The sequence below is a fragment of the Gordonia sp. YC-XJ4 genome (assembly GCF_059511865.1).
The window spans coordinates 630338-654575 of sequence record NZ_CM183447.1 but is presented as its reverse complement, the minus strand read 5'-3'; the positions used below and the strand labels follow the sequence as shown (position 1 = coordinate 654575).

Here is a 24238-nt window from a genome sequence, read left to right as displayed (position 1 = left end):
GAGAGGCAGGGCGGCCACGTCGGACTGACCGCACTCATCCGATGTTTCTCGCGAACACCCGTGATCCCTACCCGACCATGCCGGCTGACGGATCGCGACGGCGGTGACAGGATGGAACGCGTGACTGTGTCGAATACTTCTCTCCCCGCTTCCGGACTGGACCTCGACTGGGTCGACGACGCCGTGCGCGTCCAGGACGACCTGTTCACCCACGTCAACGGCAAGTGGCTGGAGTCCCACACCATCCCCGAGGACCGATCGGTCGACGGTGCCTTCCACGTGCTGCGCGATCGCGCCGAGGAGAACGTCCGCGACATCATCGTCGAAGCCGCCGAATCCAATCCCGAGAGCGGCACCGACGCCGCCAAGATCGGCGATCTCTACGGCTCCTTCATGGACACCGAGCACATCGAAGCGCTCGGCATCGGCCCGATCTCCGGCGAGCTCGAGGCCATCGCCTCGATTTCCGACGTCAGTGAGCTCTCCGCACGCATGGGTCGGCTGCAGCGGCACGGCGTCGGCGGGCTCTTCGGGTTCTACGTCGACACCGACGCCCGCCAGTCCGACCGCTACCTCGTGCACGTCGTGCAGTCGGGACTCGGCCTGCCCGACGAGTCCTACTACCGCGAGGACAAGCACGCTGCGACGCTGGACGCCTATCGGGCGCATGTGGCGAAGATGTTCACCCTCGCCGGCTTCGACGACGCCGACGACCGGGCGGCCACGGTACTGCGTCTGGAGACCGCGATCGCCGGCCACCATTGGGACGTGGTCCGCCGTCGCGACGCGGAGCTCACCTACAACCTGATGAGTCTCGACGAGTTCGGTTCCGCGGCATCGGGTTTCGATCTGCACTCGTGGTTCGGCGGTCTGGGCACGGTCGGCGACACCACCTTCGCCGAGGTGGTCGTGGGGCAGCCGTCCTTCGTCACCGACGTCTCGGCGCTCGTCGCCCAGGCCCCCGTGTCGGACTGGACGACCTGGTTGTCGTGGCGGTTGCTGCGCACAGCGGCGCCGTATCTGTCCTCGGCATTCGTCGACGAGAACTTCGATTTCTACGGTCGCACCCTGACCGGCGCGGAGACCAATCGGGACCGCTGGAAGCGGGGCGTGGGCTTCGTCGAGAACGCGATGGGCTTCGCCGTCGGACGACTGTATGTGGCCAAGCATTTCCCGCCCGAGGCCAAGGCGCGAATGGACGAACTGATCGGCAATCTCGTCGAGGCCTACCGTCGCAACATTTCCGAACTGGAGTGGATGACCCCGGCCACCCGAGAGAAGGCGCTGACCAAACTCGGCAAGTTCACCCCGAAGATCGGCTACCCGGCGCATTGGCGGGATTACAGTGCGCTGACCGTCGATCGTGGCGATCTCATCGGAAACGTCGCGCGCGCCGCGTCTTTCGAGCAGGATCGGGAGTTCGCGAAGATCGGCGCACCGGTCGACCGCGACGAGTGGTTCATGACGCCGCAGACGGTCAACGCCTACTACAACCCGGGGATGAACGAGATCGTCTTCCCCGCGGCCATCTTGCAGCCACCGTTCTTCGATCCCGATGCCGACGACGCCGCCAACTACGGCGGCATCGGCGCGGTGATCGGCCACGAGATCGGCCACGGGTTCGACGATCAGGGCGCCAAGTACGACGGTGACGGCAACCTCGTGAACTGGTGGAGCGACGCCGACCGCGCCGAATTCTCCACTCGCACCCGCACACTCATCGATCAGTACAACGAGTTCACACCCGAGGGTCTCGACGAGAAGTACAAGGTGAACGGCGAGTTCACCATCGGCGAGAACATCGGCGACCTCGGCGGGTTGTCGATCGCGCTCGTCGCCTACGATCTCGCAACCTCGGGGACCGACGTGCCGGAGATCGACGGCCTCACCGGAACCCAGCGGGTGTTCTACAGCTGGGCGCAGATCTGGCGCACCAAAACCCGTGAGGCCGAGGCCATCCGCCGACTGTCGATCGATCCGCACTCGCCGCCGGAGTTCCGCTGCAACGGGGTCGTCCGGAATATCGACGCGTTCTACGAGGCGTTCGGCGTCACCGAGGGCGATGCTCTGTTCCTCCCGGACGCCGATCGTGTCCGGATCTGGTGAACCGCATCGCCGTCGGCTGATCGGCGGCCACGAGGTCACCCGCCTCGAGATGGCCGCCGGCGTGGTACGGCCGATCGCGGCGGGTGTGATCTTGCTGTTCGGTTATTTCCTGTTGCCGATCAACGCCGCGAGCAACTCCAAGGCCCTGGGGTTCCTGGTTGGTGTTGCATTGCTGATTGCGTTCTGCGGCTACGAGATCCACCACTTCCTGCGGTCACCGTACCCGGTGGTCACCGCCCTCGAGATGTTGGTGGCGCTGGCCACGTTCTACGTGATCGCCTTCGCGACAATGTATTTCATCTTCTCCGACTATGATCACGGTAGTTTCACCGAGAAACTCACCCGGATCGACGCGCTGTACTTCAGTCTGACGGTGTTCACGACCACCGGATTCGGCGACATCGCTGCCGTCGCTCAGGAAACCCGTGTCGCGGTGTCGATCCAGATGGTCAGCACCTTTGCCCTACTCGGCCTCGGAATCCGGTTCCTGAGCCTGCTGGTCAGTGCACGACGCAAACCGACCGGCCACGACGGGCCGGTCGGTTAGCGCGGTGTCGAACTTCGGTGCAGGTCAGTAGTCGTCGTCGCCGTAGACGATCATGCCGCGAATGTTCTTGCCCGACAGCATGTCGTCGTAGGCCTCGTTGATCTGATCCTGTCGGTAGGTGGTGGTGATCAGATCCGAGAGGTTCAGCCGCCCGGCCCGGTACTCGCGCAACAGGTTCGGGATCTGGGTACGCGGTCCGGTCCCGCCGAAGATCGCACCCTGGACCCGCTTCTGCAGCAGGGTCAGCTCGAACAGGTTGAGCTTGACGTCCATCGAGGCGAAGTTGCCCATGCCGGTGACGACCACCTGGCCGCCCTTGCCGGTCAGGCTCAACGCCGGCGCGATGATGTCACCGAAGATCTCGCCGACCGTGATCACCGTGGTGTTGGCCATCTTGCCCCAGGTGATCTCGCCCAGAACCGGAGCGGCCTCCTCGATCGAGGCGAAGGTGTGTGTCGCTCCGAGCTTCTCGGCCATCTGCAGTTTGAACGGCACCGGGTCGATGGCGACCACGTAGCGCGCGCCGGCCGCGGCCGCACCCTGGATCGAGTTGATCCCGACGCCGCCGATGCCGATGACGACCACCGTGTCGCCGGTGTGGGTGTCGCCGATCTCGACGGCCGATCCCCATCCGGTGGCCACACCGCAGCCGAGCAGCGCCGCCTCGCGCAGCGGGATGTCGTCCTCGATCTTGACCAGCGAGGCCTCGTTGACGGTGATGTAGGGCGCGAAGGTGCCCAGCAGACACATCGGCGTCAGTGGCGTGCCGTCGGCAGTGTGCAGGCGGTGGGTGTCATCGGAGATCGACAGTCCCGTCAGCAGCCGTGCGCCCTCGTCGCAGATGTTCTGCAACCCGCGCGAACACGGTTCGCAGGTGCCGCAGGCCGGAATGAATGCGGTGACGACGTGATCACCTTCGGCCAGCCGCGTCACACCCGGACCGACCTTGGTGACCACCCCGGCGCCCTCGTGTCCGCCGAGCACCGGCATCGGTGCCGGGCTGTCGCCGGTGCGCAGGTGGTGGTCGGAATGGCACAGCCCGGACGCGGCCAAGCGCACCTGGACCTCGCCGGCGACCGGGTCGCCGACCTCGATCTCCTCGATCTGCCACGGTTGTCCGGGTTCGCGCAGGATCGCGCCCTTGGTCTTCATGGTTCTGCCCCTTTCTCGGCACAGTCAAATGCCCCGGTCGCCATCGTCGTCCATCCATGCACGCCTCGGCATGGATTTCGTGAGATAGGTTCCGCCGCAAAACATCTACACAGCAACCGGCGTCGTCGTCACCGCGATCGGTACGCAAGTACCGACGCGGACGGTTCGCGGGGCACCAGGACCCCTCCGATCCCGCCGCGGCACCGAATGGCTTCCGGACTCGTGAAAGGATGACCGCATGGCCAGTTCGGAAATGCCCGACTCTCGACCTCCCCGGCGCTCGTTTCTGCGCTGGCTGATCCCGGCCCTGCTGATCCTGGTGTGGCTGATCATCGGCGGGGGGCTCGGGCCGTTCGCCGGGAAGCTCGCCTCGGTCTCGACCAACGACAACACCGCGTTCCTGCCGGCCTCGGCCGAGTCGACCCAGGTCAACGATCAACTGTCCCGGTTCCAGGACACCACCGAGATCCCGGCCATCGTGATCGCGGTCCGCGACTCGGGGATCACCGCCGCCGACCGCGCCTACCTCACCGAGCAGACCCAGCGCCTGCAGGGCAAAGAGGGCTTCGCATCGGCGTTCTCGCCGGTCATCGGCTCCAAGGACGGCAAGGCCGCCGAGGTCTTCATCCCGATCTCCACCAAGGGCGAGCCCGCCGACACCGTCAAGACGTTGCGGGACTCGCTGGCCAATCCACCCAACGGCCTCGAGGTCAAGGTCACCGGCCCGGCCGGGCAGGTCGCCGACCTCGGCGAGGCGTTCGCCGGCATCGACGGTCTGTTGCTGCTGGTGGCCGGTGCCGTCGTCGTGCTCATCCTCGTCGTCGTCTACCGCAGCCCGATCCTGCCTTTCGTCGTACTCATCTCAGCGGTCTTCGCGCTCGGTCTGGCCTCCGGGGCGGTGTACTTCGCCGCCCATCAGGGCTGGCTCGAACTCAACGGACAGAGCCAGGGCATCCTGTTCATCCTGGTCTTCGGCGCCGCCACCGACTACGCGCTGCTGCTGGTGTCGCGGTTCCGGGAGGAACTGATGCACACCGCCGACAAGTACACGGCGCTGCGCCGGGCGTGGCGGGCCACCATCGAGCCGGTGTCGGCGTCGGCGGGCACGGTCATCCTCGGCGTGCTGTGTCTGCTGTTCTCCGACCTCAACTCCAACCGCAGCCTCGGACCGGTCGCCGCGCTCGGGATCGTCGCCTCGTTCCTGGCGTCGATGACCTTCTTGCCGGCCGCACTGGCCCTGCTCGGCCGAGCCGCGTTCTGGCCGTTGCGCCCGCACCTGGTCGAGACGCCCGACCCCGAAACGAAGACCGACGCCAAGAGCAACGGCGCCACCAGCGCCGACTTCGACGACGCCACCTCGAACACCCATCGCTTCTGGTACGCGATCGCCCAGTGGGTCGCGGCGCGGCCCCGCACCGTGTGGATCGCAACGTTGATCCTGCTGGTCATCGGCGCGTCGTTCGCCCCGATGTTCAAGGCCGACGGCATCGCCCAGACCGACTTCTTCCTCGGTGACGTCGACTCGGTCGCCGGCGCGCAACTGCAGGCACAGCATTTCGACGCCGGTGCCGGCACCCCGACGTGGATTCTCACCCGTGCCGATCGCGCCGACGAGGTCGTCGCCGCGACCCGCGGTGTCGACGGCGTCGCGCAGGTCAGTGTGCTCAGCAGCAACGGCGCTCCCGTAGTCCGCGACGGCGAGGTCGCGGTGCAGGCCACCCTGTCGGACAACGCCGAGTCCCTCGCCGCGCAGGACACCGTCGAACGCATCCGCACCACGGTGCACGCGATCGAGGGGGCCGACGCGAAGGTCGGTGGTACGACGGCGGTCGACCTCGATACGCGCACCACCGCGATCCACGATCGCAATCTGATCATCCCGATCGTGCTCATCGTGGTCCTCGCGGTGCTGATCCTGTTGCTGCGCAGCATCCTCGCGCCGGTGTTGTTGCTGGCGACCACGGTGTTGTCGTTCGCGACCACGCTCGGTGTCTCGGCCCTGCTCTTCAACGGCCCCTTCGGTTTCCCCGGCGCCGACCCGGTGGTCCCGTTGTTCGCGTTCGTGTTCCTCGTCGCCCTGGGCATCGACTACAACATCTTCCTGATGACCCGGGTGCGTGAGGAATCGATCCGGCACGGCACCCGCGCGGGCATCATCCGTGGGTTGACCTCGACCGGTGGCGTCATCACTTCTGCCGGTGTGGTTCTCGCCGCCACCTTCGCGGCCCTGGCGGTGATCCCGCTGCTGTTCCTCGCGCAGGTCGCGTTCCTCGTGGCCTTCGGCGTCCTCGTCGACACACTGATCGTGCGGACCCTGCTCGTACCCGCCCTGTCACTGGACATCGGGAGCCGTATCTGGTGGCCAAGCAGCCTGTCCCACAAGAGATCCGAGCCCGACGAGGACTCCGGCGATCCGGTCACCACAGGTACTCGGGCGTCGGAGGGCAATGTTTCCTGAGGGTTGAGCGATTCCGAACCCCAACCGGCGGGTAACCCGATAGCGTCGGACTCACCGCACAGGGAAAGCAGGTGACCCCCGATGACCATCGCCCAGAAGCCTCTCGCCGAACACTCCACCCCGACGCGATCGGACTTCGCCTCGCTGCGTCGCGGTGGACTGAACTGGGACTCGTTTCCCTTGCGGCTGTTCGTGAAAGGCAATGGGCGGTTCTGGGATCCGGCCGCGATCGACTTCAGCCGCGACGCCGAGGATTGGCACGAGATCACCGACGAGCAACGACGCAGCACGACGTTTCTGGTCAGTCAGTTCATCGCTGGTGAAGAAGCCGTCACCCAGGACATCCAGCCGTTCATGAAGGCGATGGCCGCCGAGGGGCGCTTCGGCGACGAGATGTATCTGTCGCAGTTCTGCTTCGAGGAGGCCAAGCACACGCAGGTGTTCCGTCGCTGGATGGATGCGGTGGGGCTCGACGACGATCTGCAGTCCTTTGTCGCCGACAACCCGTACTACCGCCAGCTGTTCTACGAGGAGTTGCCGCAGAGCCTGCACGTCCTCGACCACGATCCGTCCCCGCTCAATCAGATCCGCGCCAGCGTCACCTACAACCACGTCATCGAGGGGTCGCTGGCGTTGACGGGTTATCACGCGTGGCAGACCGTGTGCACCCGGCACGGCATCTTCCCCGGCATGCAGCGGTTGATCCGGTTCATCGGCGACGACGAGCGGCGCCACATGGCGTGGGGGACGTTCACCTGCCGTCGTCACGTGGCCGCCGACGACTCGCTGTGGGAGGCGATCAACACCCGGATGGGCGAGCTGATGCCGTTGGCGCTGGGCATGATCACGTGGGTCAACGAGCAGTTCGACGAGCAACCGTTCGGCCTGGACAACAACGAGTTCCTCGCCTACGCCGCCGATCGCGCGCAGCGACGGCTGCATGCGATCGAGTCGGCCCGCGGTCGAGACGTCGCCGAGATCGACCTCGACTACTCCCCTGCCGAACTCGAGGAGCGGTTCGGCGAGGAGGAAGCCGAAGCGCTCGGCACCTGACCGCCGACCCCGATGACAAACAACTAGAACACGTTCTAGTCTGTGGGGGTGGATGTCTCCTTTGACGCGACCCGACGCGAGCTGACCACCGACAAGGGCGTGCTGCGCTACCACGAGGCCGGCGCTGCCGATGCACCGCCGCTGATCCTGCTCCACGGCTCCGGCCCGGGCGTGACCGGATGGCGCAATTACCGCGGTAACCTCGGCTTTTTCGCCCAGACCCATCACTGCTACGTCATCGAGTTCCCCGGCTTCGGGGTCAGCGATGCGTGGGAGGGCATGCCGGTGCTGACCGCAGGTAAATCGGTGATCACCTTCATGGACGCACTCGGGATCGCCTCGGCGCCGATGATCGGCAACTCGATGGGCGGCGTCGTCGGGGTGAACCTGGCCATCCGCAAACCCGATCGCGTCGAGAAGCTGGTGACCATCGGCGGCGTCGGCCCCAACCTGTTCAGCCCCAGCCCGAGCGAAGGCCTCCGTCTCCTGCAGGAGTTCGCCGACGACCCCGATCGCGACAAGCTCGTCCGTTGGCTGACCGCGATGGTCTACGACCGCACCCTGGTCACCGAGGAACTCATCAGTGAGCGCTGGGAGGTGGCGATGAATCCCGACGCCTTGGCCACGGCCAGAACGATGTACGGCTCAGCATCTTTCGAGATGCAACAGCAGTTCATGGCGACCGCCGACATCCCGCCGTACTGGGCGATGATGCACAAGATCTCCTGCCCGACGCTGCTCACCTGGGGCCGCGACGACCGGGTCAGTCCGCCCGACATGGCGCTGGCCCCGATGCGGCTGATCCCCGACGCACAACTGCACGTCTTTCCCCGTTGTGGCCACTGGGTGATGATCGAGGCCAAGGAGGCCTTCGAGGCGACGGTGGCGGCGTTCCTGGCGAGCTGACCGGCCCCTTTCCCGATTCTTCCCCAAGACTCTCGTTCTTCCCTCAGAAATTGCCAGGGGAAGAACGAGAACCTTGGGGAGGAACGTCCGAACCACCTCAGGCCGCGAGCCCACCCCGCGTCCACCGATCGGTTGACCGAGGTGTGGTCATCCGGTGGATCCGCTGCCCGCTCGATCCGGCCATGCTGGATGTCATGGCAATGATCGAGGTCGCAGGACTGACGAAACGCTACGGCGACAAGCAGGTCGTTCGTGGTGTCGATTTCGAGGTGGCGCAGGGCGAGATCTTCGGCATCCTCGGCCCCAACGGCGCGGGCAAGACCACGACCGTCGAGTGCATCGGCGGTCTTCGCAAACGCGACGGCGGGCACGTCCGCGTCGCCGGATTCGACCCGGCCGACGAGGACCGCGGCCTGCGGGAGGCACTCGGAATCCAGTTGCAGGAGAGCCGACTTCCCGACAAGCAGACCGTCGGTGAGGTGATGCGCCTGTATTCGAGTTTCTACGAAGCGCCGCGCGACTGGCGGGAACTGCTCGAGCGGCTCGACATGCGCGCATACGAGCGCACCTATTTCGCCAAGCTCTCGGGCGGGCAGAAACAGCGGCTGTCGGTGGCACTGGCGCTCATCGGCAATCCGAAGGTCGCGATCCTCGACGAGCTCACCACCGGCCTCGACCCCAGCGCCCGCCGCGAGGTATGGGGCCTGCTCGAGGACCTCAAGGACACCGGCGTCACCCTGCTGCTCGTCAGCCACTTCATGGAGGAGGCCGAGCGCCTGTGCGACCGCGTCGCGGTGATCGACGACGGACGGGTCGTCGCGCTCGACACCCCGGCGGAGTTGGCCGCGTCGGTCCACGCCGACCAACGAATGTCGTTCGTACCCAACGCCATTGTCGACGTCGACGCACTGAGCGCGTTACCCGACGTCCACCGCATCGACCACAGCGGCGAGAGGGTGATCGTCACCGGAACCGACAACGTGGCGTCGGCGGTCATCATCGCGCTGCACGAGCGCGGGATCGCCTGCCGCAAGCTGCGCGTCGACCAGCCGAGCCTCGACGACGCCTTCCTGGCGCTCACCACCGCAACCGAGCCCGACCCCCCAACCGACGCCGATACCGACACGACGCAAGGAGCCCGACGATGAGCGCCGCCACTGCCATGATCGCCTCGGAAGCCCGGCTTCTCGTACGCAACCCGGGTGTCGTCCTCTGGACGGTGATCCTGCCGGTCGCCGCGGCGATCGTGATCGCCTCCATCCCGGCCGCCCGCAAGCCCGTCGGCTCCTTCGGAGGCCTGAGCACCTTTCAGGTGTACCAGCCCATCCTGGTGTTGTTCGTGCTGTCGATGCTCGCCGTCCAGGCGCTGCCCGACGTCCTCACCCGGTACCGGGAAATGGGTGTGCTCAAGCGATTACGCACCACGCCGGTCTCCCCTTTCCTGCTGTTGACCGCCCAGTTCGTGCTCATCATGGGAGTGTCGCTGGTGTGCCTCGCGCTGATCGTGGTGATCCCCGGCATCATCTCCGGCCAGTGGCCGCACCATCTGTTCGGCTTCGTCGTCAGCTATCTGCTGTCGTGCTGGGCATTTCTCGGCCTGGGCATGGTGATCGCGTCGTTGTTCCGTAATGCCAAGGTGGCAGCGGGATTCGGTACCCTCGCGTTCTTCGTGTTGCAGTTCTTCGCGGGCCTGTGGATACCGCGGTCGACGATGCCCGGATGGATGCACACGATCTCGAATCTGACGCCGTCGGGCGCGGGCACCCAGGCATTGGTGGACACGGCGACCACGGGCTGGCCCCCGATCGGCTTCTTCGGCACACTGGTCGTGTGGGGAGCTCTCGCCACGATCATCGCGATGCGGACCTTCCAGTGGGAATAGCCGCGTCGGAGAGCCACGCGGCGCTGCACCCTCGCCCGCGTGGCATCACCCGACGCCGCAACCCGCGGCCAACGAGCACCCGGCCTCGCAGCATCCTCCTGCATCGCATTCGAGAACGCGAGCCCCACGGCCGGTGGATCGACTGCCGGACGACGCTGACCTGGCCGGATACGTTGCTGCCGCCGCAATCGGAGGTGTGGGGGCTGCGCGTGCTCACTCTCGCGGGCCTGGTGGTCGCCCAGCTCGTGCCGGCCACCCATCTGCACCATGTGATCGGCGCCGTCCTGATGCTGACGTTGATGGCGTTCACCGAATTCTGGATCCGGATCGACATCACGCCGATGTGGCGGCGGTTCACGGTGTTCGGGATCACCACCGCACTGCTGGCCGCCGCGATCGCCGTGACACCGATGGCCGGGATCGCGTCGTGGGCCGGCTACATGCTTTACGCGTCCCTGTTCACCGGGCCGCCCATGCTGCTGTGCGTCGCCGGCTCGTGTGTGCTGATGACCGCCACCCAGCGCAACGGCTGGCACAATCTCCTCGACCCGTGGTGGGCCTCGATCCTGTGCTGGGCGCTCAACGTGGTGATCGGTCTGGCGGTGGTGGCCGTCATCGATGCCCGTGAGTCCACCCTGCTGCGGCGCCGCGAACTCACCGAGGAGCTGATCGCCGAACGCTCTCGCAACGCCGAACTCCAGCAGGAGCTCCTCGAGCAGGCCCGCCGCAGTGGTGTCCACGACGAGCGGGCCCGGTTGGCGCGCGAGCTGCACGACACCGTCGCCCAGGGCTTCGTCGCCGTCGTCACCCAGCTCGAATCGATCGATGAGGACGATCTCGCCTCCTCGGTGCGCGATCGCGTCGAGAACGCGAAAGCCCTTGCGCGCGAAGGGCTCGGCGAGGCACGTCGAGCGGTCAACGCCCTGCAGCCGCTACCGCTGGCCGCCCGGTCCCTGGCCACCGCCCTGCAGGAGCAACTCGCACTGTTCTCCCGACGTCACGACATCGCGGCGACGCTACGGGTCGACGGCTCCCCACGCCCGCTGGTGGGCGACGATGCGCTGCTGCGGATCACCCAGGAATCACTGGCCAACGTGGCCCGTCATTCCGGAGCCACCCAGGTGGTGACGACCCTGACCTACCTCGACGACACCCTGCTGCTCGACATCCGGGACAACGGGCGCGGTTTCACCCCCGACGAGACGCGGCGTTGTCCGGACGGCGGTTTCGGGTTGACCGCCATGGCCGAACGCGCCGCGCTGATCAACGGGACACTCGAGATCGAAGCCGAACCGGGAGCCGGCTGTGTCATCTCGGTGGCGCTACCGTTCCCGGCGTCGACCGATTGCGTGGGCACGCCGCGGTCGGCGGATCGAGCGGAGACGAGGCGATGATGCGCGACGCCACGGATGCGACGATCAGCATCGTCGTGGTCGACGATCATCCGGTGGTACGCGACGGTATTCGCGGCATGCTCGAGCGGGAGCCGGGGATGTCGGTGATCGGCGAGGCCGCCGATGGAGCCGAGGCACTCACCACGATCGCGCGACTGCACCCCGACGTCGTGCTGATGGATCTACGGATGCCCGAACTCGACGGGGTGGGCGCGATCCGAGTGCTGCGAGCCGAGAACCCGGACGCGCCACGGATACTCGTGCTCACCACCTACGACACCGACACCGACATCCGGGCCGCGGTCGACGCAGGCGCCGACGGATACCTTCTCAAGGCGACGCCGCGTGCCGATCTCATCGCCGCGGTACGCCGCGCCGCAGCCGGTCAGAGCGTCCTCGACCCGAGTGCTGCGGCAAGTCTGATGAGCCGCAACCGGTTCGAGGCGCTGACCGAACGCGAATGCGAGGTGCTGCGGGCGGTGGCCGGTGGCGGCACCAATCGTCAGGTGGCCGCCGAGCTGATGATCAGTGAGGCCACGGTGAAGACGCACCTGCTGCGGCTCTACCCCAAGCTCGGCGTGAAGGACCGCGCCGCAGCGGTGCGGGTGGCCTTCGAGCGCGGCTTGATCCGCTGAGCGTTTATTCGCTTGCGCCCTCGCCACCCGCCCTGGCAGAGTTCACTCCCGCACGAGAGAGCAGCCGATCGCGGGGTACCGTCGATCATGTTCTGCGCGTTGTACTCTCGCGCATCCATTTAAGGTATGGCTACGGTCCGTGCTACGGCACCGGGGTTCGACTCCCCACTCGGCACCGCCCCCGGGAACCCCGGTGGGCCTCGGTCCTGCGGCCACGCGTGGAGGTCTCGCGCGTGTCCCCACCGACGCACCCGCCCGCGGGCGGTGTCCGCCGCCATACACCGCCGCCGAAGGGAGGTTCGCCTTGTCCATCATCACATCCGCATTCGCCACGGTCTCCGTCCCGGCCGGCCATTGCGTTCTCGAATACCGCCGTGGACGACTGTCCCGGACGCTGACACCCGGCCAGTACCGTCGGCGTCGGACGGCAACCCACACCTGGCTCGACATGCGTGCACGCGTCATCTCGGTTGCACCGCAGGAGATCCTCACGGCCGAGGGAGTGTCGGTTCGCGTGACGGTGGCCCTGCGCGCGACGATCACCGACCCCGTCGCCTTCGTCGAACAGTCCAACGACCCCTGGTCGGCCATCTACCTCTCGGCTCAGGTTGCGCTGCGCGACTCCTGTGCGTCGGTGTCGCTCGAGGATCTGATGGCACGTGGTGATGCAGTCGACATGGGCCTCGTGCTCGCCGCTGCGCGAACGGTCGGTGCGACCGTGGGTGTGACCGTCGCCGAGGCGCTGCTCAAGGACGTCATCGTGCCGAGTGAGATCCGTTCGGCGGCAACCGAGCTGATCTCCGCCAAGGCGCGCGGCCTGGCCAAGCTGGAGACCGCACGGGCGGAGACGGCTGCATTGCGCTCACTCGCCAACGCCGGCCGTGTGCTCGACGCACACCCGGCACTGGCACAGTTGCGCCTGGTCCAGGAAGCGCCGCATGGCACCAGGCTGGTGTTGTCGGTGGGTGATGCTGCGCAAGTGGACGATTCGGCTGCCGCGCAGGTGGCCGACGACGACTGACGCAACCGTCGCCACCGACGACGACACCCGGGGAGGAAAGATTCTTCCCCGGGTGTCCCACTCGTCCCCCAGAGATTTCCTGCGGACGAAAGCGAAAGTGGGGGAAGAAGATTCTTCCCCCACTTTCGCGTATCGCTCAGCTCATCAAGCGGCTCAGTACTTCTCGCCCTTGTTCGCCTTCTCCACCAGCGAGGCCGGCGGCTCGAACTGTGCGCCGTACTTCTTGGCCAGTTCGCGGGAGCGTTCGACGAAGCCGGCCAGGCCGCCTTCGTACTGGTTCATGTACTGCACCACACCGCCGGTCCACGCGGGGAAGCCGATGCCGAAGATCGAGCCGATGTTGGCGTCGGGCACCGAGGTGATGACACCTTCCTCGATGCAGCGCGCGGTCTCGACGGCCTCGGCGAAGAGCATGCGCTCCTTGAGGTCCTCGAGCGACTGCTGGCTGCTTCCGGAGTTGAACTTCTCCCGCAGACCCGGCCACAGCCGCACGCGCTTGCCGTTCTCGTCGTACTCGTAGAAGCCGGCGCCTTCCTTCTTGCCGGGACGGCCCTGCTCGACGAGGTAATCGATGACGGCGAACGATCCGTGCTGCGGGAATTCCTTGCCCTCCGCCTCGGCGGCAGCCTGGGATTCCTTACGGATCTTCTGCATCAGGATGAGATTCAGCTCATCGGACAGCTGCAGCGGTGCGGCCGGGTATCCGGCCTGGGTGCCGGCGTGCTCGACCAGTGCCGGTTCCACACCTTCGCCGACGGCCGCGATGGCCTCGTTGATGAAGGTGCCGATGACCCGGCTGGTGAAGAACCCGCGGCTGTCGTTGACCACGATCGGGGTCTTGCGGATCTGCAGGGTGTAGTCGATCACCTTGGCCAGCACCGCATCCGAGGTCTTCTCACCACGGATGATCTCCACCAGCGGCATCTTGTCGACCGGCGAGAAGAAGTGGATGCCGATGAAGTCCTCCTGGCGCTTGACGCCCTGGGCGAGGATCGTGATCGGCAGCGTCGAGGTGTTCGAGCCGAGCACGGCGTCGGGCTCGACGATGTCCTCGATCTCCTGGAACACCTTGTTCTTCACCTCGACCGACTCGAAGGCGGCCTCGATGACGAGGTCGACACCCTTGAAATCGGCGGCGTCGACGGTCGGCGTGATCCGCGCGAGCAGCGCGTCACTCTTCTCCTGGGTGGTCTTGCCCCGCGAGAGCGCCTTCTCCTCGAGCTTCTCCGAGTAGCCCTTGCCCCGCTTGGCGGCCTCGATGTCGATGTCCTTGAGGACCACCTCGATGCCGGCCTTGGCCGAGACGTAGGCGATCGCCGCACCCATCATGCCCGCGCCGATGACGCCGACCTTCTTGGCGGTGTACTTGTCATAGCCTTCCGGCCGCGAGCCACCGTTGTTGATGTGCTGCAGGTCGAAGAAGAACGCCTTGATCATGTTCTGCGCGACCTGACCGGTCACCAGCGACACGAAGTAGCGGGTCTCGATGATGTCGGCGGTGTCGACGTCGACGTAGGCGCCCTCGATGGCCGCGGCCAGGATGGCGCGCGGAGCCGGCATGTTGGCGCCCTTGATCTGCTTGCGCAGGATCGCCGGGAAGGCGGGCAGGTTGGCCGCGACCGACGGATTGGTGACCGCACCACCGGGCATCTTGTAGCCCTTGACATCCCACGGCTGGACCGCTTCGGGGTTGGCCTTGATCCATTCCTTGGCGGCCGGCACGAGTTCTTCGACCGAGCCGACGAGCTCATCGACGAGACCGGTCTCCTTGGCCTTGGCGGCGTTGAACCGCGGGCCCTGCAGGAGCACGTTCATCAGCGCGGCCTGGAAGCCGAGCAGACGCACGGTACGCACGACGCCACCGCCACCGGGCAGCAGACCGAGGGTGACCTCGGGCAGACCGATCTGGACACCCTTGATGTCCGCGGCAATGCGGTGGTGGGTGTGCAGCGCGAGCTCGAGGCCGCCACCGAGTGCGGCACCGTTGATGGCGGCGACGACCGGCTTGCCGAGGGTCTCGAGCCGACGCAGCACCTTCTTCATGCCGTTGGTGCGCTCGGTGATCGCGGTGGCGATCTCCTCTTTGGTCTGGGTCTGCTCGGCGGTCATGTCCTTGAGGTCGCCGCCGGCGAAGAAGGTCTTCTTCGCCGAGGTGATGACGACACCGGTGATGTCGTCCTTCTCCGCCTCGAGACGATCGACCGTGGCGGCAATCGAGTCCATGAACGTCTGGTTCATGGTGTTGGCGCCCTGGCTCTTGTCGTCCATGGTCAGGATGACGACGCCGTCGGCATCCTTCTCCCAATTGATCATGTTGTCACTCATGGTTTTTCGCAGATTCCTTTGGTGAGGTGGCCGTCAGAGACGCTCGATGATGGTCGCGACGCCCATGCCGCCGCCGATGCACAGGGTGACCAGGCCGTAGCGACCGCCGGTGCGCTCGAGCTCGTCGAGGCAGGTACCGAAGATCATCGCGCCGGTCGCACCGAGCGGGTGACCCATCGCGATCGCGCCGCCGTTGACGTTGACCTTCTCGTGCGGGATCTTCAGATCCTTCATCCACTTCATGACGACCGACGCGAACGCCTCGTTCAGCTCGAACACGTCGATGTCGTCGACGGTCAGACCGGCCTTCTTCAGCGCCAGCTCGGTCGCCGGGGTCGGACCCGTCAGCATGATCGAGGGCTCCGAGCCGACCTCGGCGAAGGCCACGACGCGACCGCGCGGGGTCAGGCCGTTGCGCTTGCCGGCCGCCTCACTGCCCAGCAGCACGACCGCGGCACCGTCGACGATGCCGGAGCTGTTGCCGCCGGTGTGGACGTGGTTGATCTTCTCGAGGAAGGGGTACTTCTGCATGATCACGTCGTCGAAGCCGGCCATCTCGGCGAGCGCGGCGAAGGCGGGCTTGAGCTTGCCCAGCGACTCCACCGTGGTGCCCGGACGACGATGCTCGTCGTGATCGAGCACGATCACACCGTTGATGTCACGAACCGGAACCACCGACTTGGCGAAGTAACCACTCGTCCACGCCTTCTCGGCGCGATTCTGCGACTCGACGGCGTAGGCGTCGACGTCCTCGCGGCTGAAGCCCTCGATGGTGGCGATGGTGTCGGCACCGATGCCCTGAGGGGTGATGTAGTGGTCATAGGCGGTCGCCGGGTCCATGAACAGGGCGCCACCGTCGGAGCCCATCGGGACACGGCTCATCGACTCCACGCCGCCGGCCAGGACCAGATCGTCGAAGCCGGAGGCGACCTTCGATGCCGCCATGTTGGTGGCCTCCAGGCCCGACGCGCAGAAGCGGTCGATCTGGGTGCCGGGGACGGTCTCGGGCAGACCGCTGTTGAGAGCCGCGGTGCGGGCGATGACGCCACCCTGCTCACCGACAGGCGACACGACACCCAAGATCACGTCGTTGATCTCTGCCGGGTCGAGTCCCCCGTGCCGGGCGAGAACCTCGTTGATGATCCCCGATGCGAGATCAACCGGCTTGATGCTGTGCAGCGCTCCGCCGCGCTGCTTGCCACGCGGCGTACGCAACGCCTCGTAGATGAATGCTTGATCGGCCACGATGCTGTGTTCCTTTCACATGAACCGGAGACGGTTACCACGACAGGCTAACGCGGAATAACTTATTTGGCCATACCCGGTGGTCAACACTTGATCCTGACCGGCAATTCTGCGCTATGGTCGATTCACCATGCCTAGCCCGAAGCCCACCCGCGCCCGACCGGCCGACCGCAAGCGGCAGCTCGCCGACCATGCGGCGACGCTGTTCGCCGAGCGCGGCTACACCCAGGTCGCCCTCGCCGACATCGCGCGGGCGGCCGGTGTCACCGCGCCCTCGGTCTACCGGCACTTCGCCGACAAGCACGCCTTGCTGTTGGCCGCGGTGATGGGCGGCGTGGACGAGTTGGAGGCGTGCACCGACCGGTTGCTCGACGACACCGACTCGAGCCCGGAGGAACTCGTCGACGCGGTGTGTTCGATCGGGGTGCGCAGACCCGCGGCCACGTCACTGTGGCGCTCGGCCAGCCAGCACCTCAGCGAGGAGGAGAACCGGGTGATCGTCCTGCGCATCCGCGGCGTCATGCACCGGTGGGCCGGGGTCCTCGCCGCGGGCACCGGCATGCCCGAACGCGAGGCCGTCGAATTGTGTTGGGCGACGCTGAGCGTCGCCGGAAGTCTGGGCGTGCACAACGCGCGCCTGTCGGCCACCCGGTCATTGGCCGAGCTCAAGATCCTCGTGCATCGGCTGATCACCCTGCGACCCGACTCGGCCCCGCCGATGGTGCCGGCGCCGGTGATGACCGGCGGATCCCGTACCCGCCGCGACGAGATCCTCGACGCCGCAGCCGAATTGTTCGCCCGACGCGGCTATGCCGGTGTGGGCGTTGACGATATCGGTGCCGCGGTGGGGATCACCGGTCCCAGCGTCTACCGGCACTTCAGTTCGAAGCTCGCCATCCTCGTCGGCATCGGCCGGCGCAGCGCCACCCGGTTGGAGGCCGGCGCGATGGCCGCCCACTCGACCACGTCGGACAGCGCGAAACTCCTGTCCCTGCTGGTCGATTCGTACGTCTCGACGCTCACCTCCAGCCCGGACCTGTCGGTCGGTTTCAACAACTCGGCGGTCTTCATCGGCCAGTCCGACGCCGCCGACCTCCTCGACGTCCAACGAAACTACGTCGCCCGCTGGGTCGACCTGATGACGCGCACCCATCCCGACCTCGACCGGCCGGAGGCAGGCGTGGCCGTACACGCCGCGTTGTCGATCGTCAACGACGCGGTCCGCGTCCGACGTGGCACCTCGCGTCCCGACTTCCCGGCCCGGATGGCATATCTGATGAAGGGTGTCCTGGGGGTCTGACACGACGCTCGTGTCAGCGGCGTACGCCACCACCGTTGCTAGACTCACCGGGACCACGACGACGGGAGCCGCCCCGATGAGTTCCGCCGCTGATCCCGGTGAGCCACGCTATTCCCGCGACGAGCTCATCGCCGAGCTGGGAGTCTCGCCGGAGTACGCCGAGAGGCTGTGGAACGCCTTCGGTTTCGCGCATCGGACCACGACCGACAAGATCTTCACCGCCGACGAGGTCGACGCCTTGCGGCTGTTCGCCAGTTCCGAGGAGACCCTGCCGGAGCAGGCCCAGATCGCCACCGCTCGGGCGATCGGACAAACGATGTCGCGGCTGACCGAATGGCAGGCCGACCAGATCCTGGATCTCGATCGCAATCCGGACGTCCCGTGGACCCGCGAGCAGATGATCGGCGCCATCGACGTCATCCAGCGGTTGATCTGGCGACGTCACCTCAAGATCGCGCTCGAACGCGACGTCGCCCGCGACTCCGACGAGAAGCACGACCTCGTGGTCGGTTTCGCCGACATCGTCGGCTACACAAGCCTGTCGCGGCGCATCGGGATGGGCGAGCTCGAAGATCTACTCGAGAACTTCGAGGAGCGCACCTTCGACATCGTCACCGACCGCGGCGGTCACGTCATCAAAACCCTCGGCGACGCGGTGATGTTCAGCTTCGACGACAGTGCCGAGGCCGCCGCCGCGGCGCTCGCGATCCAGCGACTCAGTGACGACGGACCGATTCCACCCCTACGGGTCGGGCTCGCCCGCGGTGCCGTCCTGAGCCGGCTCGGCGACCTCTTCGGTGAACCGGTCAACATCGCTGCCCGCCTGTGTGGTTCGGCCCGGCCGGGTACCGTCCTGGTCGACGAGGCCCTTGCCGCCGACCTCACCGACGCCGAACCCTTTCACCTGCGGTCGATCTCACCACTGTCGGTGCGGGGGTATCGCAAACTGCGGGCCAAGGTCCTCGAGGCCAACAAGTACTACGAGGGTGATCCGGCAGCGCCGTAGACCGAGACCTCGGTGGCCTTCACGCTCAGCACGACGTCGGTGCCCGGACTCAGATCGAGGTCGACGACCGACGCCCAGGTCACCTCGGCCCCGATCCGGTGCTCGCCGCATCGAGTGCGGACCAACGCCCGATCACCCTGCGGTATCACGTCTTCCACGACTCCGTGCCAACTGTTGCGCGGACTGCCCTGCGGGTCTCGGAGATACACCGCCACCGCGCGCGGCGAGAAGGCCGCCGCCGCCCGACCGGCGGCTGCGGATTCGACCACGGTACCGACCACCCGGATGCCGTCGTCGGCGACAACGGTGCCGGCGTCACGCAACTGCCCGACGATCAGGTTCGTCCCGGCCAGCGACGCCGTGAACGCCGATTCGGGCCGGGTGAGCACCGAGGTGGTGGGGCCGGTCTGCACGATGCGGGCGTCGTCGATCACCGCGATCCGATCGGCGAGGCTGACCACGTCGATCAGATCGTGGGTGACCAGCACCGTCATCCCGGCACGGTCGGCGAGGAGATGACGCATCAGCGAACGCATCTGTTGGGCCACATCGACATCGAGCGCGGCGAACGGCTCGTCGAGCAACAGCACCTCGGGTTCGGTGGCCAGCGCACGCGCGATCGCAACCCGCTGCGCCTGCCCACCGGACAGCCCCGACGGCATGCGGTCGGCGAGGTCGGCCACCCCGACCGCGTCGAGCCAGCGCTGTGCCCGATTCCGGATGTCCTTGCGCGACAACCCGGCCGCCGCCGGGCCGAATTCGACGTTGCGCCGCACCGACAGATGACCGAACAGTCTGGCCTTCTGCTCGAGCAACACCACCGATCGACGGTGTGGTTCGACAAAGGTCCGGTCGCCCTGCAGAATTCGCGATCCGACCGCGACCCTGGAGTCGGGGGTGCGACGCAGGCCCGCCACGATCGACAGCAAGGTCGACTTCCCGGCTCCGTTCGGGCCGATGATGCCGAGGGTGTCGCCGGGCGCGACCTCGATATCGGCGACCAGATCGGGGACAGTGCACCGCACCGATGCTCGAAAACCCTGCTGCTCCAGCGAATTCATCGCCATACCGGTCACGCCGCCACCACGGTCGAGCGTCGCAGGTGGACACCGACGACGATCACCAGGGCCACGACCATCAACACCAGGGCGAGCGGCAACGCCTGACTCGGGTCGTTGATCGCGTCGAGGTAGATCTTGAGCGGTGCGGTCTGCGTGGTTCCGGGAAGGTTCCCGGCGAAGGTGATGGTGGCACCGAACTCGCCGAGTGCACGGGCGAATGCCAGGACCCCACCGGCCAGCAGCGCCGGACGCGCCATGGGCAGCGTCACCCGCCACAGGGTGCGCGTCGGTGACGCACCGAGAGTCGCCGCGATCCGCTCGAACCCCTGATCACCACTGCGCAACGCGCCCTCCACGCTGAGCACCAGAAAGGGCAGTGCCACAAAGGTTTGCGCGATCACCACCGCCGGAGTGGTGAAGGCCAGCGTGATGCCGACGCGGTCGAGGTACTGTCCGACGAGACCGTATCGACCGAGCGCATAGAGCAAGGCCACTCCCCCGACCACCGGCGGCAACACCAGCGGGAGCAGAACCAGTGCGCGGACGACCCGGACGACGACGCCGTCGTAGCGGGCGAACACGATGGCCATCGGCACCCCGAGTACCACGCAGACCACGGTGGACACCACCGCGGTGACCACCCCCAACCGCAGTGCCGCAACGGAATCCGGTGAGGTCACCGAGGAGACGAAGATCCCCCACGGCATCCGCACGATGATCGCCAGGGGCCCGATGAGGATCAGCGCCACCCCCAGCAGGGCGGGCAGATGAATCCATCGGGGAACGCGGCGCATCCGGAGATCGGCGAGGGTCAGTTCGGCGCGGCGAAACCGGCGTCGGTGAGGATCTTCTGACCGGTCTCGCCGAGCACGAAGCTCATGAAATCGGTTGCCTGCTGCTGATGTTTGCTCGCCTTGAGCGTCGCGATCGGATAGTTGTTGACGACCTTGCCGAAGGCTGCGTCGTCGACCACCGTCACCTTGCCGGGCACCGTCTTCGCGTCGGTGACGTAGACCAGTCCGGCGTCGGCCTCACCGGAGGTGACCTTGGTGAGTACCGCGGTCACCGACGACTCCTCGCTCACCGGCTTGACGTCGACGCCGGTATTGCGTTCGACCTCGGCGGTGGCCGCCCCACAGGGCACCTCGACGGCGCACACCACGGTGCGGATCGACGGATCGGACAGGCTCGCGAAATCCCGCACCTGCTTGGGATTTCCGTTCGCGGTCACGATCACCAGGGTGTTGCGGGCGAAGACCTGCGGCGCGTTCACGAGACCGCCGAGCTTGCCCATGGTCGGTTCGTCGGCGGTCGCGATGACATCGGCGGAGGCACCCTGCTTGATCTGATTCACCAGCGCCGACGACCCGGCGAAGTTCAGCGTGACATCGACGTCGGAATGCTGCTTCTCATAGGCGGTCTCGATCTCGGTGAACGTCTTCTTCAGCGACGCCGCCGCGTAGACCGTCAGCGGGGTCTTGTCGTTGTCGTCGGAAGAACACCCCGCCGCGAGGCCGGTGATGAGCGCTGCGGCGCTCGCCAGGCACGCCAAGCGGGTCACACGTCGAACCGTGGTCATCTGTACTCCTTGTCGGGGTTACGGGAGATATCGGGATCGCTCACTGAACGACGGGTCACAAATCCGCGGCGGCACGTTCGACGATGACGGTGGTCGCCTTGACCACCGCGGTCGCCACGACACCTGGCTCGAGTTCGAGTTCGCGGGCCGCCTCGGCGCTCATCAGCGAGGTCACGGCGAACGGCCCGCATTGCAGACCCACCTTGGCCATCACCCCGTCCATCTCGACATCGGTGACCAATCCGGTGAACCGGTTGCGCGCCGAGGTCAGCATCGGCGATGTCGCGGCATCGGCGTGGGCGCGTTCGACGGCGATCTCGGCCAGGCGTGCACCGTCGACCGTCGTGACCCCGCCGGCCGACCCGGCAGCGTTGTCGGTGCTCGCGGGTAACGTTCCGGCCGCAATCCATCGCCGCACGGTGTCGTCGCTGACTCCCAGCAGAAGCGCCGCATCACGGATCCGGATCGAGGGCATGGCACGTAGCTTATCCGCAGAATCGGAGAGATCGTCGCTCACCAACCGTATTCGCGGTATTCGACGTGTGTTTGCTCGTTCACCGATGAATTGCGCATGCGCTCGCGGTCCATACCTGCGAGCACTGCCGGCGCGGAGAAAATCGCTGGCCAACCCACCCGTTCCGTCTACTAGCGTGGAGAACCATGACCGCAGCACCCTCCTCAGGAGCCGCATTCGGCGACCATCCCGCGATCGAAGCCGTCGATCTGGTCAAGACCTTCGGCGACTTCACCGCCGTCGACGGCGTGTCGTTCTCCGTGGCCCCGGGATCGGTTCTCGGGCTGCTCGGCCCCAACGGCGCCGGCAAGACGACGATCGTGCGCATGATGACGACGCTGTCCACCCCGACCAGTGGCACCGCGCGCATCGCCGGTCACGACGTCATCGCCGAACCCGACGCGGTGCGCCGGAACATGGGGTTGACCGGGCAGGCCGCCACCGTGGATGAGATCCTCACCGGTCGCGAGAATCTCAAGATGATCGGCGGGCTCTACGGCATCGGCCGTCGCGACCTCGCCCGGCGCAGCGTCGAGCTCCTCGAACAGTTCTCGTTGACCGATGCCGCCGACAAACAGGTCCGCTCGTACTCAGGTGGTATGCGCCGACGACTCGACCTGGCCGTGAGCCTCCTGGCCGCACCACCGGTGCTGTTCCTCGACGAACCGACCACCGGCCTCGATCCGCGCAGCCGCAACGAACTGTGGGACGTGTTGCGCGAGTTGGTGAAGTCCGGAACCACCTTGTTGCTGACCACCCAGTACCTGGAGGAAGCCGATCAGCTCGCCGACGACATCGTCGTCATCGACCGCGGCGCGATCATCGCCCACGGCACGCCGCTGCAGCTGAAACAACAGGCAGGCGCGGCCAGCGTGGTGATCACCGTCTCCGACGACGCCGACCTCCCGCAAGCACGGGACCTGCTGTCGCGCAGCGGCAACGAGGTCTTCGTCGACGAGAACGCGCGGACCGTCACCACCGCTGCCGCGGGATTGTCGGATCTGACGCGCATCGCCGGCTGGTTCGACGACTCACAGATCGCCGTCGACGACCTCGGCCTGGTCCGTCCGAGCCTCGACGACGTCTTCCTCTCCCTCACCGGCCATCGCGCCGAAGACGCCCCTGCCGACGACGAGTCGGCCAACGAAGGAGCAGCATGACCACCACGAGTGCCTCCACCACCGCGACCGCCCGTACCGACCGGCCTGCGGTACACCAGACGAACCTGGCGCAGCAGTCCTGGATCATGGTGCGCCGCAATCTCATCCATACCCGACGCATGCCCGAGATGCTGTCGGATGTGACGATTCAGCCGATCATGTTCGTGGTGCTGTTCGCCTTCGTCTTCGGTCCGGCGATCAGCCTCGGCGTACCCGGGGTGAGCTACAAGGAATATCTGTTGCCCGGCATCATGGGACAGACGATCGTGTTCACCGCGTTCATCGTCGCCACCGGGATCACCGCCGACCTGGAGAAGGGCATCGTCGACCGCTTCCGGTCGTTGCCCATCCGTCGGTCCTCGGTGCTGGTCGGACGCAGCATCGCCAGCCTCATCCACTCCTCGATCGGCATCGTCGTGATGGCCCTGACCGGGCTGATCATCGGCTGGCGGATCACCACCTCGGTCGCCGAGGGCGCGTTGGGTTTCGCGCTGGTGCTGCTCTTCGGTTTCGGGATGATCTGGTTCGGTGTGCTGATCGGTTCGTGGCTGCGCAGTGTCGAGGCCGTCAACGGGTTCATGTTCTCGATCCTGTTCCCGATCACCTTCGTCTCCAACGCCTTCGTGCCCACGCAGAACATGCAGTCGTGGCTGCGGGCGATCGCCGAATGGAACCCGATGTCGGCGCTGGTTCAGGCGATGCGCGTGCTCTGGGGCAACGGCCCCGACGCCGCGGCCGACGCCGCCTGGCCGCTGCGTCATCCCGAACTGGCAACGCTCATCTGGGCGATCATCCTGACCGCGATCTTCTCCCCGTTCGCATTGCGCAACTACGCCAAGCGCACGGCCGACTGACCCGGCAGGGAGCACCCCGCCGCCGATGGTCGACGTGCTT

The 24238-nt window shown here is 66.5% G+C and carries 21 protein-coding genes; 14 read left to right on the top strand and 7 right to left on the bottom strand.

The window, feature by feature from the left end; genetic code table 11:
* Nucleotides 1–111: 111 nt before the first annotated feature.
* Nucleotides 112–2106 (top strand): M13 family metallopeptidase, encoded by a 1995-nt coding sequence (locus AC5ZH6_RS02905; RefSeq protein ID WP_496168408.1) that lies wholly within the window; start codon nucleotides 112–114, stop codon nucleotides 2104–2106.
* A complete protein-coding gene (locus AC5ZH6_RS02900; protein WP_240524086.1) occupies nucleotides 2090–2653 on the top strand; it encodes a potassium channel family protein in 564 nt (187 codons plus the stop codon). Before AC5ZH6_RS02905 ends, AC5ZH6_RS02900 begins: the two co-directional genes overlap by 17 nt.
* Before the next feature lie 24 nt (nucleotides 2654–2677).
* On the opposite strand, the gene AC5ZH6_RS02895 is transcribed toward AC5ZH6_RS02900, so the two are convergent.
* Nucleotides 2678–3805 (bottom strand): NDMA-dependent alcohol dehydrogenase, encoded by a 1128-nt coding sequence (locus AC5ZH6_RS02895; protein ID WP_006369386.1) that lies wholly within the window; start codon nucleotides 3803–3805, stop codon nucleotides 2678–2680.
* 238 nt (nucleotides 3806–4043) lie between these two features.
* Here AC5ZH6_RS02895 and AC5ZH6_RS02890 point away from each other — a divergent pair, with 238 nt between their 5' ends.
* The 8 genes from AC5ZH6_RS02890 to AC5ZH6_RS02855 all read left to right on the top strand — a co-directional run bounded on the left by AC5ZH6_RS02890 (nucleotide 4044) and on the right by AC5ZH6_RS02855 (nucleotide 13154).
* Entirely contained in the window at nucleotides 4044–6263 is a 2220-nt protein-coding gene (locus AC5ZH6_RS02890) for an MMPL family transporter (protein WP_496168406.1), read from the top strand.
* Between the two features lie 81 nt (nucleotides 6264–6344).
* A complete protein-coding gene (locus tag AC5ZH6_RS02885; RefSeq protein WP_006369384.1) occupies nucleotides 6345–7316 on the top strand; it encodes a R2-like ligand-binding oxidase in 972 nt (323 codons plus the stop codon).
* Between the two features lie 48 nt (nucleotides 7317–7364).
* Nucleotides 7365–8222, top strand: a complete 858-nt coding sequence (locus tag AC5ZH6_RS02880) for an alpha/beta fold hydrolase (RefSeq protein ID WP_035727559.1) — start codon at nucleotides 7365–7367, stop codon at nucleotides 8220–8222.
* Nucleotides 8223–8416: 194 nt separating this feature from the next.
* Nucleotides 8417–9370 carry an ABC transporter ATP-binding protein gene (locus AC5ZH6_RS02875; RefSeq protein WP_035727610.1) on the top strand — a complete coding sequence of 318 codons (954 nt, stop codon included), beginning with the start codon at nucleotides 8417–8419 and terminating at the stop codon, nucleotides 9368–9370.
* Nucleotides 9367–10104, top strand: coding sequence for an ABC transporter permease (locus AC5ZH6_RS02870; protein ID WP_006369381.1), 738 nt, complete (start codon nucleotides 9367–9369; stop codon nucleotides 10102–10104). Before AC5ZH6_RS02875 ends, AC5ZH6_RS02870 begins: the two co-directional genes overlap by 4 nt.
* Nucleotides 10105–10277: 173 nt before the next feature.
* Entirely contained in the window at nucleotides 10278–11498 is a 1221-nt protein-coding gene (locus AC5ZH6_RS02865; RefSeq protein ID WP_006369380.1) for a sensor histidine kinase, read from the top strand.
* Nucleotides 11498–12133 (top strand): response regulator, encoded by a 636-nt coding sequence (locus AC5ZH6_RS02860; RefSeq protein WP_006369379.1) that lies wholly within the window; start codon nucleotides 11498–11500, stop codon nucleotides 12131–12133. Before AC5ZH6_RS02865 ends, AC5ZH6_RS02860 begins: the two co-directional genes overlap by 1 nt.
* Before the next feature lie 304 nt (nucleotides 12134–12437).
* A complete protein-coding gene (locus tag AC5ZH6_RS02855) occupies nucleotides 12438–13154 on the top strand; it encodes a slipin family protein (RefSeq protein ID WP_006369378.1) in 717 nt (238 codons plus the stop codon).
* Nucleotides 13155–13307: 153 nt separating this feature from the next.
* Here the strand turns inward: AC5ZH6_RS02855 and AC5ZH6_RS02850 are convergent, their stop codons facing one another.
* Complete coding sequence (locus tag AC5ZH6_RS02850; protein ID WP_006369377.1) at nucleotides 13308–15479, bottom strand: 3-hydroxyacyl-CoA dehydrogenase NAD-binding domain-containing protein; 2172 nt, start codon at nucleotides 15477–15479, stop codon at nucleotides 13308–13310.
* Nucleotides 15480–15512: 33 nt separating this feature from the next.
* The gene (locus AC5ZH6_RS02845; protein ID WP_006369376.1) at nucleotides 15513–16724 is read right to left on the bottom strand and encodes an acetyl-CoA C-acetyltransferase; all 1212 of its coding nucleotides are present in this window, start codon (nucleotides 16722–16724) and stop codon (nucleotides 15513–15515) included.
* 130 nt (nucleotides 16725–16854) lie between these two features.
* On the opposite strand from AC5ZH6_RS02845, the gene AC5ZH6_RS02840 reads away from it, so the two are divergent.
* Together AC5ZH6_RS02840 and AC5ZH6_RS02835 are read left to right on the top strand one after the other, a co-directional pair.
* Nucleotides 16855–18024, top strand: a complete 1170-nt coding sequence (locus AC5ZH6_RS02840; RefSeq protein ID WP_006369375.1) for a TetR/AcrR family transcriptional regulator — start codon at nucleotides 16855–16857, stop codon at nucleotides 18022–18024.
* Nucleotides 18025–18100: 76 nt separating this feature from the next.
* A complete protein-coding gene (locus AC5ZH6_RS02835; protein WP_006369374.1) occupies nucleotides 18101–19030 on the top strand; it encodes an adenylate/guanylate cyclase domain-containing protein in 930 nt (309 codons plus the stop codon).
* Here AC5ZH6_RS02835 and AC5ZH6_RS02830 read toward each other — a convergent pair.
* From AC5ZH6_RS02830 to AC5ZH6_RS02815, 4 genes are read right to left on the bottom strand one after another with little or no spacing between them, the layout of a single operon-like run.
* On the bottom strand, nucleotides 19003–20106 hold the full coding sequence (locus tag AC5ZH6_RS02830; RefSeq protein ID WP_020172601.1) for a sulfate/molybdate ABC transporter ATP-binding protein: 1104 nt from the start codon (nucleotides 20104–20106) through the stop codon (nucleotides 19003–19005). The genes AC5ZH6_RS02835 and AC5ZH6_RS02830 overlap by 28 nt on opposite strands.
* Nucleotides 20103–20885, bottom strand: coding sequence for an ABC transporter permease (locus AC5ZH6_RS02825; protein WP_006369372.1), 783 nt, complete (start codon nucleotides 20883–20885; stop codon nucleotides 20103–20105). Before AC5ZH6_RS02825 ends, AC5ZH6_RS02830 begins: the two co-directional genes overlap by 4 nt.
* Nucleotides 20886–20902: 17 nt before the next feature.
* The gene (modA, locus tag AC5ZH6_RS02820) at nucleotides 20903–21670 is read right to left on the bottom strand and encodes a molybdate ABC transporter substrate-binding protein (protein ID WP_006369371.1); all 768 of its coding nucleotides are present in this window, start codon (nucleotides 21668–21670) and stop codon (nucleotides 20903–20905) included.
* Between the two features lie 55 nt (nucleotides 21671–21725).
* On the bottom strand, nucleotides 21726–22145 hold the full coding sequence (locus AC5ZH6_RS02815) for a TOBE domain-containing protein (protein WP_006369370.1): 420 nt from the start codon (nucleotides 22143–22145) through the stop codon (nucleotides 21726–21728).
* A gap of 185 nt (nucleotides 22146–22330) precedes the next feature.
* Here AC5ZH6_RS02815 and AC5ZH6_RS02810 point away from each other — a divergent pair, with 185 nt between their 5' ends.
* Both AC5ZH6_RS02810 and AC5ZH6_RS02805 read left to right on the top strand, forming a co-directional pair.
* Complete coding sequence (locus AC5ZH6_RS02810) at nucleotides 22331–23344, top strand: ATP-binding cassette domain-containing protein (protein ID WP_496168399.1); 1014 nt, start codon at nucleotides 22331–22333, stop codon at nucleotides 23342–23344.
* On the top strand, nucleotides 23341–24198 hold the full coding sequence (locus AC5ZH6_RS02805) for an ABC transporter permease (protein WP_014358596.1): 858 nt from the start codon (nucleotides 23341–23343) through the stop codon (nucleotides 24196–24198). The genes AC5ZH6_RS02810 and AC5ZH6_RS02805 overlap by 4 nt, the downstream gene beginning before the upstream one ends.
* Nucleotides 24199–24238: the final 40 nt, after the last annotated feature.

What these genes read in the sequence shown, in the direction of transcription:
- AC5ZH6_RS02860 (WP_006369379.1), top strand. Translation starts at nt 11,498, where the DNA reads ATGCGCGACGCCACGGATGCGACGATCAGCATCGTCGTGGTCGACGAT.
- AC5ZH6_RS02840 (WP_006369375.1), top strand. Translation starts at nt 16,855, where the DNA reads ATGCCTAGCCCGAAGCCCACCCGCGCCCGACCGGCCGACCGCAAGCGG.
- AC5ZH6_RS02810 (WP_496168399.1), top strand. Translation starts at nt 22,331, where the DNA reads ATGACCGCAGCACCCTCCTCAGGAGCCGCATTCGGCGACCATCCCGCG.
- AC5ZH6_RS02870 (WP_006369381.1), top strand. Translation starts at nt 9,367, where the DNA reads ATGAGCGCCGCCACTGCCATGATCGCCTCGGAAGCCCGGCTTCTCGTA.
- AC5ZH6_RS02835 (WP_006369374.1), top strand. Translation starts at nt 18,101, where the DNA reads ATGAGTTCCGCCGCTGATCCCGGTGAGCCACGCTATTCCCGCGACGAG.
- AC5ZH6_RS02875 (WP_035727610.1), top strand. Translation starts at nt 8,417, where the DNA reads ATGGCAATGATCGAGGTCGCAGGACTGACGAAACGCTACGGCGACAAG.
- AC5ZH6_RS02890 (WP_496168406.1), top strand. Translation starts at nt 4,044, where the DNA reads ATGGCCAGTTCGGAAATGCCCGACTCTCGACCTCCCCGGCGCTCGTTT.
- AC5ZH6_RS02815 (WP_006369370.1), bottom strand. Translation starts at nt 22,145, where the DNA reads ATGCCCTCGATCCGGATCCGTGATGCGGCGCTTCTGCTGGGAGTCAGC.
- AC5ZH6_RS02805 (WP_014358596.1), top strand. Translation starts at nt 23,341, where the DNA reads ATGACCACCACGAGTGCCTCCACCACCGCGACCGCCCGTACCGACCGG.
- AC5ZH6_RS02895 (WP_006369386.1), bottom strand. Translation starts at nt 3,805, where the DNA reads ATGAAGACCAAGGGCGCGATCCTGCGCGAACCCGGACAACCGTGGCAG.
- AC5ZH6_RS02850 (WP_006369377.1), bottom strand. Translation starts at nt 15,479, where the DNA reads ATGAGTGACAACATGATCAATTGGGAGAAGGATGCCGACGGCGTCGTC.
- AC5ZH6_RS02885 (WP_006369384.1), top strand. Translation starts at nt 6,345, where the DNA reads ATGACCATCGCCCAGAAGCCTCTCGCCGAACACTCCACCCCGACGCGA.
- modA (WP_006369371.1), bottom strand. Translation starts at nt 21,670, where the DNA reads ATGACCACGGTTCGACGTGTGACCCGCTTGGCGTGCCTGGCGAGCGCC.
- AC5ZH6_RS02825 (WP_006369372.1), bottom strand. Translation starts at nt 20,885, where the DNA reads ATGCGCCGCGTTCCCCGATGGATTCATCTGCCCGCCCTGCTGGGGGTG.
- AC5ZH6_RS02905 (WP_496168408.1), top strand. Translation starts at nt 112, where the DNA reads ATGGAACGCGTGACTGTGTCGAATACTTCTCTCCCCGCTTCCGGACTG.